The organism is Spongiactinospora sp. 9N601 (assembly GCF_044326295.1).
Classification (GTDB): domain Bacteria; phylum Actinomycetota; class Actinomycetes; order Streptosporangiales; family Streptosporangiaceae; genus Spongiactinospora; species Spongiactinospora gelatinilytica.
The window spans coordinates 314,879-327,273 of sequence record NZ_JBIRBB010000001.1 but is presented as its reverse complement, the minus strand read 5'-3'; the positions used below and the strand labels follow the sequence as shown (position 1 = coordinate 327,273).

The 12,395-nt window shown below is 75.4% G+C and carries 8 protein-coding genes; all 8 read left to right on the top strand.

Translation table 11 applies throughout. The features are described 5' to 3' along the window. Positions 1-5 precede the first annotated feature (5 nt). The 8 genes from ACH34R_RS01370 to ACH34R_RS01335 all read left to right on the top strand — a co-directional run bounded on the left by ACH34R_RS01370 (position 6) and on the right by ACH34R_RS01335 (position 12,353). Entirely contained in the window at positions 6-2,318 is a 2,313-nt protein-coding gene (locus tag ACH34R_RS01370) for an ATP-binding protein (RefSeq protein ID WP_397559442.1), read from the top strand. Positions 2,319-2,320: 2 nt separating this feature from the next. Then, positions 2,321-3,712 (top strand): LuxR C-terminal-related transcriptional regulator, encoded by a 1,392-nt coding sequence (locus tag ACH34R_RS01365; RefSeq protein ID WP_397559441.1) that lies wholly within the window; start codon positions 2,321-2,323, stop codon positions 3,710-3,712. A 286-nt stretch (positions 3,713-3,998) separates the two neighbouring features. After that, positions 3,999-6,065 carry a primosomal protein N' gene (locus tag ACH34R_RS01360; RefSeq protein ID WP_397559790.1) on the top strand — a complete coding sequence of 689 codons (2,067 nt, stop codon included), beginning with the start codon at positions 3,999-4,001 and terminating at the stop codon, positions 6,063-6,065. 72 nt (positions 6,066-6,137) lie between these two features. Beyond that, positions 6,138-7,850, top strand: a complete 1,713-nt coding sequence (locus tag ACH34R_RS01355; protein ID WP_397559440.1) for a hypothetical protein — start codon at positions 6,138-6,140, stop codon at positions 7,848-7,850. A gap of 38 nt (positions 7,851-7,888) precedes the next feature. Then, positions 7,889-9,319 carry a hypothetical protein gene (locus ACH34R_RS01350; protein ID WP_397559439.1) on the top strand — a complete coding sequence of 477 codons (1,431 nt, stop codon included), beginning with the start codon at positions 7,889-7,891 and terminating at the stop codon, positions 9,317-9,319. 105 nt (positions 9,320-9,424) lie between these two features. Then, positions 9,425-9,973: a peptide deformylase gene (gene def / locus ACH34R_RS01345; protein ID WP_397559438.1), complete on the top strand. Its 549-nt coding sequence runs from the start codon at positions 9,425-9,427 to the stop codon at positions 9,971-9,973. Between the two features lie 4 nt (positions 9,974-9,977). Beyond that, entirely contained in the window at positions 9,978-10,907 is a 930-nt protein-coding gene (gene fmt, locus ACH34R_RS01340) for a methionyl-tRNA formyltransferase (protein WP_397559437.1), read from the top strand. 39 nt (positions 10,908-10,946) lie between these two features. Beyond that, positions 10,947-12,353: an RsmB/NOP family class I SAM-dependent RNA methyltransferase gene (locus ACH34R_RS01335; RefSeq protein WP_397559436.1), complete on the top strand. Its 1,407-nt coding sequence runs from the start codon at positions 10,947-10,949 to the stop codon at positions 12,351-12,353. The last annotated feature ends 42 nt before the right edge of the window (positions 12,354-12,395 follow it).

Here is a 12,395-nt window from a genome sequence, read left to right as displayed (position 1 = left end):
TGCGCATGATGCCGAGTGGGCGGCCCGCCCTGCCCGCCGACCCGACGACCTTCGTCGGCAGGCGGAGGGAGACCGCCGACATCCGGCGCACTCTGGAGAGATCCCGTCTGGTCACCCTGACCGGGATCGCCGGAGTGGGCAAGACCAGAGTCGCGTTGCGCGCGGCGGAGAGCATGCGCAGGGCCTTCGCCGACGGCGTGCTGTTCGTGGAGCTTTCCAGCCTGTCCGACCCCGACCGGCTGGCCCAGGTCGTCGCCCGGGCCCTGGAGATCCCCGACCAGTCGGTGCCCGATCTCGACATGCTCGCCGACTACCTCGCCGACAAGCAGCTCCTGCTCGTCCTGGACACCTGTGAGCACCTGGTCGAGTCCTGCTCGCGCCTGGTGGGCGGGCTGCTGACCGCCGCCAGGGGCCTGCGGGTGCTGGCCACCAGCAGGCAGCCGCTGGGCGCGCCCGGTGAGCACTGCCTGGTGATCCGGCCCATGGAGGTCCCCACCCCGGAGGCGGCCGAGTCCGTCCAGGATCTGGCGGGCTGCGAGTCCGTCGCCCTCTTCCTGGACCGGGTGAGCGCGGTCGATCCCGGGTTCGAGCTGACCGAACAGAACGCCCTCGTGGTCGGCGAGCTGTGCCGCCGCCTGGACGGCATCCCCCTGGCCCTGGAGCTGGCGGCGGGCCGGGTGCGGTCGCTGCCGGTCGAGCGCATCCTGACCCTGCTCGACGAGCGGTTCTGGGCCGAGGAGGAGGACACCTGCGCGGATGACCCGCGCCACCGCACCATGCAGGCCGCGATCGCGTGGAGTCACGGCCTGTGCACCGGCGCCGAACGACTGCTGTGGTCGGGCCTTTCGGTCTTCCCCGGCCGTTTCGACCTCGCCGCGGCCGAGGCCGTGTGCGCCCAGGACGGCCTGCCCGCGCACGAGGTCTATCCGGCGCTGGACGGCCTGGTGGCCAAGTCGATCCTGGTGTGCACCAAGGGCCCGGACCGCACCACCTACCGGATGCCCGACAGCCTGCGCGAGTACGGCGCGGCGCAGATGCACGAGCACGACCGCCGCCGGGTGCTGCTGGCCCGCCACCGCGACCACTACGCCGAGCTGGCCGCCGCCGCCTCGGCGGTGCCGCCGCGCGGCGACCAGGCCGAGGAGTGGCAGCGGGTCCGCGAGGAGTGGCCCAACCTGCGGGCCGCGCTGGAGTTCTGCGCGACCGACCCGGCCGAGACCGACGACGGGGTCAAGCTCGTCATCACGCTGACCTTCCTGTGGGTCGCCTGCGGGATGGGCCGCGAGGGCCGGCACTACATGGAGTGGTTCGTCCGGGTGGCCAGGCTGGACGACGTGACCCGGGTACGGCTCCTGCTACTGCTCGCGTACGTGATGGTCGCCCAGGGCGACCTGCGCACCTCCAGGCAGACGCTCGACGAGTGCGCCGACCTGGTGTCGCGGATCGACGCTCCGCCCAGCCACGTCCACCTGGAGAAGATGCGCGGCACCCTGGCCTACGCCGAGGGCGACCTCGCCGCCGCCGACGCCCACCTGACCGAGGCGATCGGCCGGCTGCGCGCCGGCGGGTCCCCCGACATCACGGTGCTGGCCGCGATGGTGGAGCTGGGCATCACCCGGCTGTGGCTGGGGCGTCCCGACGACGCGGCCGGGGTGCTGCTGGAGTGCAAGCGCGAGTGCGAGGACTCCGGCCAGTCGTGGGCGCGTTCGTGGGCCGACCTCGGGCTCAGCCTGGTGCTACGGGCGCGGGGCGAGCTTCCCGGCGCGCTCGCGCTGGCCCAGGAGGCGCTGCGCACCCAGCGGCGGCTGCACGACGCCAGCGGCGCGTCCCTGTGCCTGGAGCTGGTGGCCTGGCTGGTCACCGGCCAGGAGGACCCCGCCTGGGCGGCCCGCCTGCTGCACGCCTCGCACGGCACCTGGCGGCAGGTCCGCAGGCCCCTGTACGGCTCGCCGCACTTCCTGGCCGAGCACACCCGCTGCGAGGAGACCCTGCGCAGGGCGCTCGCGCCCGCCGAGTACGAGGAGGCCGCGGCCGAGGGCGGCGCGATGTCGATGGACGAGGCCATCGCCTACGCCCTCGGCGAGCGGCCCGGCGCGCCGCAGGCCGCCCCCAAGGAGCGGGTGACCCCGCTGTCCCCGCGTGAGCTGGAGGTCGCCGACCTGGTGGCCGACGGCCTGACCAACAAGGAGATCGCGCAACGGCTGGTGGTCGGCCGCCGTACGATCGACACCCACGTCGAGCACATCCTGGCCAAGCTCGACTTCTCCTCGCGCAGCCAGATCGCCGCCTGGGCGATCAGGCACCGGGAAGGAGGCTGACCATGGCCGAGCGAAGGCCCGGCAACCTCCCCGCGGAGATGACCAGCTTCGTCGGCCGTACCGGTGAACTGGCCGCGGGCGGGCGGATGCTGATGGGCGGGCGGCTGCTCACCGTGACCGGCCCGGCGGGCGTGGGCAAGAGCCGGCTGGCGCTGCGCGTCGCCGACAGCGTGCGCAGGCGCTTCCCCGACGGCCTGTGGCACGTCGAGCTGTCGCAGGTGGCGCCCGCGCACCTGCGTCCGGCCGGAGGGCCGGGCCCGGCCGCCGCCGTCGCCGCCGCCCTCGGGCGGCACGGCGAGCACCCCGAGGACGGCGGCGGGCTCGCCGAGGCGCTGGGCGACCGCAGGGCGCTGCTCGTGCTCGACACCTGCGAGCACCTGCCCACCGAGATCGGGCCGCTGGTGGAGGCGCTGCTCCAGGGCGCGCCCCGGGTTCGCGTGCTGGCCACCGGCCGCGGCCCGCTCGGCCTGCCCGGCGAGCGGGTGCTGCGGCTGGACCCGCTGCCGCTCACCGACCCGGCCGACCCCGATCCCGGCTGCCCGTCCGTGGCGCTGTTCGCCGAACGGGCCGTGGCCGTCGATCCGGACTTCTCGCTCACCTCGTGCGCCCTCACGGACGTCGCCCAGGTGTGCAGGTGCCTGGACGGCCTGCCGCTGGCGATCGAGCTGGCCGCGGCGCGCACCCGCTCGCTGTCCATCCCCGAGCTGCTGGAACGGCTCGACGACATGACCACCATGCCCGGCTGGGGCGCCCACACCGCCGCGCCCCGCCACCGCGACCTGCGCGCCGCCATCGCCTGGAGCCACGAACTGTGCCGCCCGGACCAGCGCACGCTGTGGGAGGCGCTGGCGGTGATCGAGGGCGAGTTCGGCGTGGAGGCCGCGCGCCGGGCGGTGACCCGCGAGGGCGTACTGGTGACCAGGCAGAGCCTGGACGAACTGGTGGACCGCTCGATCCTGCTCAGATCGGGCGATCCGGGCAGGCCGGGGCGCTACCGGATGCTGGAGACCTACCGTCGTTTCTGGCTCGACCCGAACTTCGGCCGCCCCGGCCGCGCGGTGCTCGGCCACCGGCTCGGCGCCGGGCGGTGGAGCCGCCTCCCGCAGGGCGCGGCGGCCTCCCCGGCAGGCGCGCCGCAGGCCGCGGCGGCGGTCGCGGCCCCCGTGCCGGTCCGGATCGGCCGGCCCGTGACCTCCACGCTGACCCCGCGTGAGCTGGAGGTCGCCGAGCTGATCGCGGAAGGGCTGTCCAATCCGCAGATCGCCGTGCGGCTGTTGATCGCCAAGCGTACTGTGGACGCGCACGTCCGGAACATCCTCGCCAAGGGCGGGCTCGCCTCCCGCACCCAGGTCGCCGCCTGGTTCGCCGAACGCACCCAATGGGCCGACGCCTAGGCACTTTTCCGGATGTGCGATTTCTCCCGGGCCACAACACTATGTGAGGCCAGTGGGTGACGAGATGTGCCAATGTGTTTCCGCAGCGCTCAGGCGCCGAGCGGGAGGGGTCCCCCGCCGCCTGAGGAAACTAGGGTGGATCGCTCCAGTTCCGGGCGGCACCCACTGGCCAAAACACTTCCCGCCTTCGCGGGTCTGGTAGGACAGGTGCGTGACCAAGGGGAGCGGCGCACCGGGCGCGACGGACGCCGGCGGGGGAGAGCAGGGCGAGCTGATCGCCGCCCCCGTGCCCCCCGCGGCACGGCCGGGCGGCGGGGCCGCCAAGGGCGCGGTGGTCCCCGCCCCCACCTCGCCGGTGGCCAGGGTCGTCGTGGACAACCCGCTGCCGCACCTGGACCGCGAGTTCGACTACCTCGTCCCGGCGGCGCTGCACGACAGCGCCGTGCCGGGGTGCCGGGTCCGGATCAGGTTCGCGGGCAAGCTGCTGGACGGCTTCCTGCTGGAGCGCGCCGAGGACACCGAGCACACCGGCAGGCTGACCCCCCTGGAACGCGTCATCTCCCCGGAACCGGTGCTCACACCGGAGATCGCCGCCCTCGCCCGCGCCGTGGCCGACCGCTACGCGGGCACCCGCGCCGACGTCCTGCGGCTGGCCGTACCGCCGCGCCATGCCCGCGTGGAGGCCGAGGTGCCTGCGGCCCCGCCGGAGGAGGCCGGCCTGCCCGCCGGCTCCGGGGCCGGGGTGTGGGACGCCTACCCGGCCGGGCCGTCGTTCCTGGCGGCACTGGCCGACGGGCGCGCGCCGCGCGCGGTGTGGTCGGCGCTGCCGGGCGAGTGGGACGGCCGGCCGCATCCCGTCCCTGAGTGGGCGGTGGCCGTGGCGGCGGCGGCCAGGGCGGCGCTGACGGGCGGCAGGGGCACGCTGGTGGCGGTACCTGACGGCAAGGACGTGGCGCTGGCCGACGAGGCGCTGACGGCCGTCCTGGGGCCGGGCAGGCACGTCGCACTGACCGCCGACCTCGGTCCCGCCGAACGTTACCGGCGCTGGCTGCGGGTGCTGCGCGGCCAGGTGCGGATCGTGGTGGGCACCCGGGCGGCGGTGTTCGCGCCGGTGCGCGACCTCGGCCTCGCGGTGGTGTGGGACGACGGCGACGACCTGCTCGCCGAACCGCTCGCCCCGTACCCCCACGCGCGCGAGGTGCTCGCCATCCGCGCCCACCACACCGGCGCGGGCCTGCTGATCGGCGGCTACGCGCGTACGGCGGAGGCCACCCGGCTGGTCGGCGAGCGGTGGGCGCGGCCGATCGTCGCCACTCGCGCGACGGTCAGGGCGCGCGCCCCCCGGGTGCGGGCCGCCGGCGAGGACGCCGAACTGGCCCGCGACGAGGCCGCGCAGGCGGCGCGGCTGCCCACGCTCGCCTGGCGCGCGCTGCGGCAGGGCCTGGAACACGGCCCGGTGCTCGTCCAGGTGCCGCGCCGGGGCTACCTGCCGGTGCTGGCCTGCCAGAACTGCCGGGCCGCGGCCCGCTGCCCCCAGGTGCCCGACGCGCCGGGCGGGCCGCGCTGCGGCGGGCCGCTGGCGCTGCGCGGCGGGCACGCCGTGCCGTACTGCCGGTGGTGCGGCAGGATCGCGGGGCAGTGGCGGTGCTCCTCCTGCGGCGCCACACGGATGCGCGCCGCCGTGGTGGGCGCCCGGCGTACCGCCGAGGAACTGGGCCGCGCCTTCCCGCAGGTGACGGTCCGCACCTCGGGGCGTGACGGGGTGCTCGCGCGGGTCGGCGAGGGCAGGGCGCTGGTGGTGGCCACGCCCGGCGCCGAGCCGCACGCGGCGGGCGGTTACGCGGCGGGCGTGCTGCTGGACGCCTGGGCCCTGCTGGGCCGTCCCGACCTGCGCGCGGCCGAGGAGACCGTGCGCCGCTGGATGAACGCCGCGGCCCTGCTGCGCCCCGGCGCGGAGCTGGTCGTGCCCGCCGACGCGGGGCTGGCCGCCGTGCAGGCCCTGGTGCGCTGGGATCCGGTGACCCACTCCGAACGCGAGCTGTCCGAGCGGATAGAACTCGCTTTCCCCCCGGCCGTGCGCCTGGCGTCGCTGACCGGGGTCCCCAAGGCGGTCAGGGAGCTGCTGGGCGAGGCCCGCCTGCCCGCCGCGGCCCAGGTGCTCGGCCCGGTGCCGGTGGACACGCCACGCCGTACCGCGGGCGAGGAAACCGCCAGGGAGCGCGCGCTGATCCGCGTGCCGCGCGCGGACGGCACGGCGCTCGCCGCCGCCCTGAAGTCCGTCGCGGGCGCGCGTTCGGCGCGTAAGGCACCCGACGTCGTCCGGGTATGCGTCGATCCCGTTGAAGGGATCTAGCCGGCGGGTTTTCCGGCGTATCGCGAATCGCCCCGATTCGCCGCGCCCTCGGTAAGCCGTTAGTTTCTCCCTGTGTCGATCGAATGGGTGAATAGGGCCATCGACGATCTGCGCGCCTGGGGGCGCGCACACGGCGTCGACGTGGACGTTGACGAAGCGCGGCTGCTCTGCGACTACGCGAGCGACTATCTGGAGGTCAGGCGGCTCGGCGACTTCGCCCCCGAGACCTTCGACGAACTGCTGCTCAGCATCTACCCGCGCAAGGTGATCGCACCGCCGGAGAGCGCGCGCGAAACGCTCGCCGCCGCCCGCACACTGGTCGACTTCCTCCAGTCGGCCGGGCACGTTCCCGGCTCCACCGCGGTGCGGATACGGGCCACGCTCGACCGCGTCGAGCCGGAGATGCCCGCCGCCCTCGCCGACACCTCGCGCTACGGCATGGCCAAGAGCATCTTCAGCGCGATCGGCCCCGAAGCGCTCGACGACCCGACGCCGGTGACCCTCGTCCCCGGGCAGCGCGCCGACGATGCCCACGCCGGCGACGCCCACGAGCTGTGCGACTGCGCGTCCTGCTCGCCGCTGCCCGCCGTACGGCTGGCCGGGCGCACCGGCCTGGCCGCCGCCGCCCGCGAGGTCCCGCTGCTCGCCGACGCCCACCGGCTGGCCGAATGGATGATCGCGGAGGGCCGCACCCCGACCGTCAAGGGCGGGCTGCGGGTGAAGGACGCCGCCGCGGCCTCCGCCGCGCTGGCGCTGCCCGAACCGGCGCTGCTGTGGGGCCTGGCCGTCCACACGGGCGTGCTGAAGGTCACCGGCGCGTCCGTCGCGGCGGGCGGCGGGTTCGCCCCGCCCGCGGCGCGCGCCGACGACGACCTGCTCGACCTGTGGGCGGGCACGGTGAAGTTCCTGGTCGAGCAGGCCACCGCCGGGCGGGTGACCGGCAGCCCCGCCCTGGACGACCGGCTCTACGACCTCTGCGACATGCTCTACCGGGTCCAGGTGCCGGTCATGACCCAGGTGGTCGCCGACCGCCTGGCCGAGACCGGGGCGGCCGGCGAGGACGGAGCGGCCGATGCGGCCCCCGACCTCGGCCGGGCCGTGGCCCGGCTGGCCTACTGCGGGCTCGTCGAGGTCATCGAAGGCGACATGCTGACGCTGACCCCGCTCGGCGTGTGGGGGATGCGCGAGCTGTACCGCGACCTCGGCATCGACGCCCCTGAGGCACCCGACCTCGCCGGGGCGGGCGCGCACGACCTGATCGACGCGCTGCTCAGCGGGGCGCCCGCCGAGCAGGCCGAACAGGACATCGCCCGGTGGCTCGCGCACCGCACGCCCGAAGGCGCGGCGGCCGACCTGCTCGCCGCCGCCGGCGGCAAGCCCGCGGTGGCCCGCGGCCTGGCGGTGACCATCGTGGACCGGCTGGGCCCGGAGGCCGAGCCCGCCGTACGCGGCCACCTGGCCGACCCGGAGCTGCGCCCGTACGTCATCCACTGGCTCACCTCGCGCGGCCTGCCCACGCCCGCGCTCACCCAGGAGGAGCTGCTGTGGATGAGCGTGGACATGCTGGCCCTCGCGATGCCGGCGGCCGGCGACGACCTCGACGAGTTCGCCGCCAACATCGCCGCCTCCGGCCCGCCCGCCCACATGATCGAGGAGATGTGGCGGGTCGATCACCCCGACGTCGCCGAGGTCCTGGAGCTGCTGGGCAGGGCGCTGACCGACGACACGGTGGCCAAGATCGCGCGCAAGGCGGCCTTCAAAGCGCGGTCCCGATCCATCGGATGACGTACGCGGCTGTGGCCGGTGTGCAGTAAGTTTCGTGAGTGGCAAAGAGCGCGAACAAGGGAAACGTCTTTGATCTCGGCGAGCTGCGGAGAGCGGCCGGCGACCTGGGTCTCGACGACCTGACCGGCATGGCCGGCGTCGGCGCGGCGGGCCCGGACCACGCCGGAGGCGAGGCCGCGGCGTGCGGCTGCCCCGACTGCGACGCGGAGGTGCTGAGCTTCCCGCCGGTCGCGCTGGCCGATGCGGCCGAGCTGGCCGCCGCGGTGCCCGCGGTGCCGCTGGTCGCCGACGCCCGCCGCCTCGCGGCCTGGACCGGCGCCAGGGAGCTGACCGCCGAGCGCCTGCTGCCGCTCCCCGAGGCCCGGGCGGCCGTGGCCGATCTCCGGCTGCCGATCCCCGGCGACGTCCTGGCCGCCGCGGGCTCCGCGCGCGATCTTCCACTGCTCCACCTGCTGTGGGTGGTCGCGGTCAACACCGGCCTGGTGCGGATCACCGGGATACTGGCCGAGCCCGGCCCGGTCACCGACACCGCCACGATGGACTTCTGGGACGGCGTGGTCATGGACGTCCTGGACCGCGCCGACGAGGGACTGACCGGTTCGGCCGTCGTCGATGACCACCTCGCCGAGATGCTCGCCACGATGTACTCCGTGAGCGCGGGCATCGCCGAGCCGATCCTGGTCAAGGGCATCCTCCAGTCGCACGAGGTGGCCTGCGAGGCGCGCCCCGACGACATGCGCCGGCTGACCGCGACGCTCCCCGGCGAGCTGTCCCGCGCCCTCGCCCTGCTGGCCTACTGCGGCCTGCTGGAGGAGACCGCCGAGGGCAGGCACCGGCTCACCCCCCTCGGGCTGTGGGCGGTGCGCCAGGACCTTCTGCGCGAGGGCCACGACGCGCCCACCGTCGAGGAGGTCGCGGTGTTCGCCGACCTCGGCGCGGCCGAGCTGGTGGACACCCTGCTGGCCGGCGACGGCGCGCCGAGCGCGGTCTCGGTATGGCTGGAGCGGCGCACCCCCGAGGCCGCCGCCCGCGAGCTGATCGAGGTCGCCGCGTCCGGCACCCCCGGCAGGCGGGCGACCGCCGTGACCGTCCTTTCGGAGCTGGGCCCCGAGGCCGAGGCGCCCTTCCGGGCCGCGCTCGGCGACCCGGTCGTGTGGCGCTACGCCGCTTCCTGGCTGCACGTCCGCGACCTGCCCGCGCCCCCGCTCACCCCGGAAGACGGCGACTGGATCGCGGTGGACACGCTGGCCTCGCTGCTCTACGTCGAGGGCGGCCCCGAGGAGATGGCGGGCTTCGACGTGCTCGCCTCACAGGAGGAGCTGGCCCGCCTGGTGGAGGAGATGCCGGGGGTCGACCACCCGGACGCGCTGCCCGCGCTCGACATGCTCGCCGCCCACCACCCCGACGGCGACATCGCCAAGGCGGCCCGCAAGTCCGCCATGCGCGCCCGGTCCCAGGCGATCGGCTGACCGGCGCGGGCGGGCCCGCCCCGACGCGGCGATCGTCCGCCCGGCCGGCGGCCCGCCGTAGACTGGGCAGATCCCGATCGTCGTGATGTGAAACGGAGTGGCCCGTTGGCTATCCAGCCGATTCGCCTGTTCCCCGACCCCGTGCTGCGCACCGCCGCCGAGCCCGTCGTCGACTTCGACAAGGAGTTGCGCAAGCTCGTCAGCGACCTCACCGACACGATGATGGACGCGCCGGGGGCCGGGCTCGCCGCCCCGCAGATCGGCGTCGGCCTGCGGGTGTTCACCTACTACGTGGACGAGCAGCTCGGGCACCTGATCAATCCCGACCTCGACCTGTCCGACGAGCTGGACGAGGAGGGCGAGGAGGGCTGCCTGTCCTTTCCCGGGTTGTCCTTCCCGACCCCGCGGGCGATCCGGGCCGTGGCCAAGGGCTTCAACATGTACGGCGACCCGGTGACCCTGGAGGGCACCGACCTGATGGCCCGCTGCTTCCAGCACGAGACCGACCACCTCGACGGCGTCCTGTTCATCGACCGGATGGACCCCGCCATGCGCAAGCAGGCGATGAAGGCCGTCCGCGAGGCCGAGTGGAGCGGGATGGCCCCGCCCGCGGTCAAGCTGTCCCCGCACCCCATGCACGGGAAGGCGTTGTAGAAGCGTGCGCCTGGTCTTCGCCGGAACACCGGAAACCGCCGTCCCGTCGTTGCGCGCCGTGCTCGGTTCGTCGCGGCACGAGGTGGCCGCCGTCGTGACCCGCCCCGACGCGCCGTCGGGCCGGGGCCGAAGGCTCCACCCGAGCCCGGTCGCCGAGGTGGCCGAGGAGGCGGGGGTGGAGGTGCTGCGCCCGGCCAAGGCGTCGGACCCGGAGTTCCTCGACCGGCTGCGCGCGATCGGGCCCGACTGCTGCCCGGTCGTGGCCTACGGCGCGCTGCTGCCGCAGGTCGCGCTCGACATCCCCGCCGCTGGATGGGTCAACCTGCACTTCTCGCTGCTGCCCGCCTGGCGCGGCGCGGCCCCGGTACAGCACTCCGTGCTCAGCGGCGACGAGATCACCGGCGCGACCACCTTCCAGATCGTCAAGGAACTCGACGCGGGGCCGGTGTTCGGCGTGGTGACCGAGGAGGTCGCCCCGGCCGACACCAGCGGTGAGCTGCTGGGCCGGCTGGCGATCTCCGGGGCCGGGCTGCTGCTGGCCACCCTCGACGGCATCGAGGACGGCACGCTCACCGCCCGCCCGCAGCCGGCGGACGGCGTCTCCTACGCCCCCAAGATCAATGTGGCGGACGCCCGGGCCGACTGGCAGGCCCCGGCCTTCCGGGTCGACCGGCTGGTGCGCGCCTGCACCCCCGCGCCCGGCGCGTGGACCGAGTTCCGCGGCGCCCGCGTCAAGCTCGGCCCGGTACGGCCCGCGCCCGATGCCGCCGCACTGGGTCCTGGTGAGATCCTGGTGGCCAAGGACCGCGTGCTGGCCGGCACCGCCAGCCACCCGGTGGAGCTGGGGGAGGTCCAGCCCCAGGGCAAGCGCGCGATGACGGCCGCCGAGTGGGCCAGAGGGGTCCGCCTCGCCTCGGGCGAGCGCTTCGAGTAGTTTCAGCGGTTTTCCGAGAAAGGTCGAGTGGGGACGGGAATGGCACAGCGAGGGGGACGCGGGGCGGGCAAGGCCGTCCGATCCCGCAAGCCGGCCCGAGACGAGGCCCGCAACGCGGCCTACGACGTGCTGCGCGCGGTCGACGAACGAGACGCCTACGCCAACCTGCTGATGCCCCGCCTGCTCGCCGAGCGCGGGCTGAGCGGTCGCGACGCGGCGCTCGCCACCGAGCTGGCCTACGGCACGCTGCGCGGTCTCGGCGCCTACGACGAGATCATCGCCGCGTGCAGCGACCGGCCGCCCGAGGACATCGACCCGCCGCTGCTCGACGCCGTGCGGATCGGCGTCCACCAACTGCTGCGCACCCGGGTCCCCCCGCACGCCGCGGTGGGCACCACGGTCGAGCTGGTACGGCTGCGGGTCGGCATCGGCCCGTCCCGGTACGCCAACGCGGTGCTGCGCAGGGTCGCGACGCGCGCCCTCCCCGCGTGGCTCACGATCGTCGCCCCGCACCCGGACGACGACCCCGTGGGGCACCTCGCGGTCGCCCACAGCCACCCCCGGTGGATCGTCTCGGCGTTCCGCGACGCCCTGGAAGAGGGCGGCGCGCCGGACGGCTGGGAGGAGACCGAGGCACTGCTCGCGGCCGACAACGAGCGGCCCAAGGTCACCCTGGTCGCCCGGCCCGGCCGGGCCTCGGTCGAGGAGCTGCTCAAGGACGGCGCGCAGCCCGCGCGGTTCTCCCCGTACGCCGCCTACCTGACCGAAGGCGACCCGGCTTCGCTGCCGGCGGTGGCCGAGGCGCGGGCCGCGGTACAGGACGAGGCGAGCCAGCTCGTCGCGCTCGCCCTGACGCGGGTGCCGGTCACCGGCTCCGACGGGAGCTGGCTCGACATGTGCGCGGGCCCGGGCGGCAAGGCCGGGCTGCTGGACGCCGTCGCGGCGGGCGCCGGCGGCCGGCTGCTGGCCGCCGATCTGCAACCGCACCGGGCCCGGCTGGTCCGGCAGACCATCGGCGAGGCGGCGGTCATCGTCGCCGACGGCGCCGAGCCCGCCTGGCGTCCCGGCGCCTTCGACCGGGTCATGCTGGACGCCCCCTGCACCGGGCTCGGCGCGCTGCGCCGCCGCCCGGAGGCCCGCTGGCGGCGCGACCCCGGCAGCCTGGCCGAGCTGACCGCGCTGCAGCGCACGCTGCTCGGCTCGGCACTCGACTCGGTGCGCCCGGGCGGCGTCGTGGCCTACGTGACCTGCTCGCCGCACCTGGCCGAGACCCGCGATGTGGTGGCGGCCGTGCTCGGCGGCAGAGACGACGCCGAGCGGCTCGACGCCGGGGAGTTCCTGCCCGAGGTACCCGACCTCGGCGAGGGGCCCTACGCGGGGTTCTGGCCGCACCGGCACGGCACCGACGCGATGTTCCTCGCGCTGCTGCGCCGCACCGGGGGCTGAGCGCCCCCGGCTCATCGGCGAACCCGGGGCCTTATCGCCTCG

Excerpts from the sequence above, each read along its gene's own strand:
- ACH34R_RS01370 (WP_397559442.1), top strand. The coding sequence starts at position 6 with ATGATGCCGAGTGGGCGGCCCGCCCTGCCCGCCGACCCGACGACCTTC.
- ACH34R_RS01365 (WP_397559441.1), top strand. The coding sequence starts at position 2,321 with ATGGCCGAGCGAAGGCCCGGCAACCTCCCCGCGGAGATGACCAGCTTC.
- ACH34R_RS01335 (WP_397559436.1), top strand. The coding sequence starts at position 10,947 with ATGGCACAGCGAGGGGGACGCGGGGCGGGCAAGGCCGTCCGATCCCGC.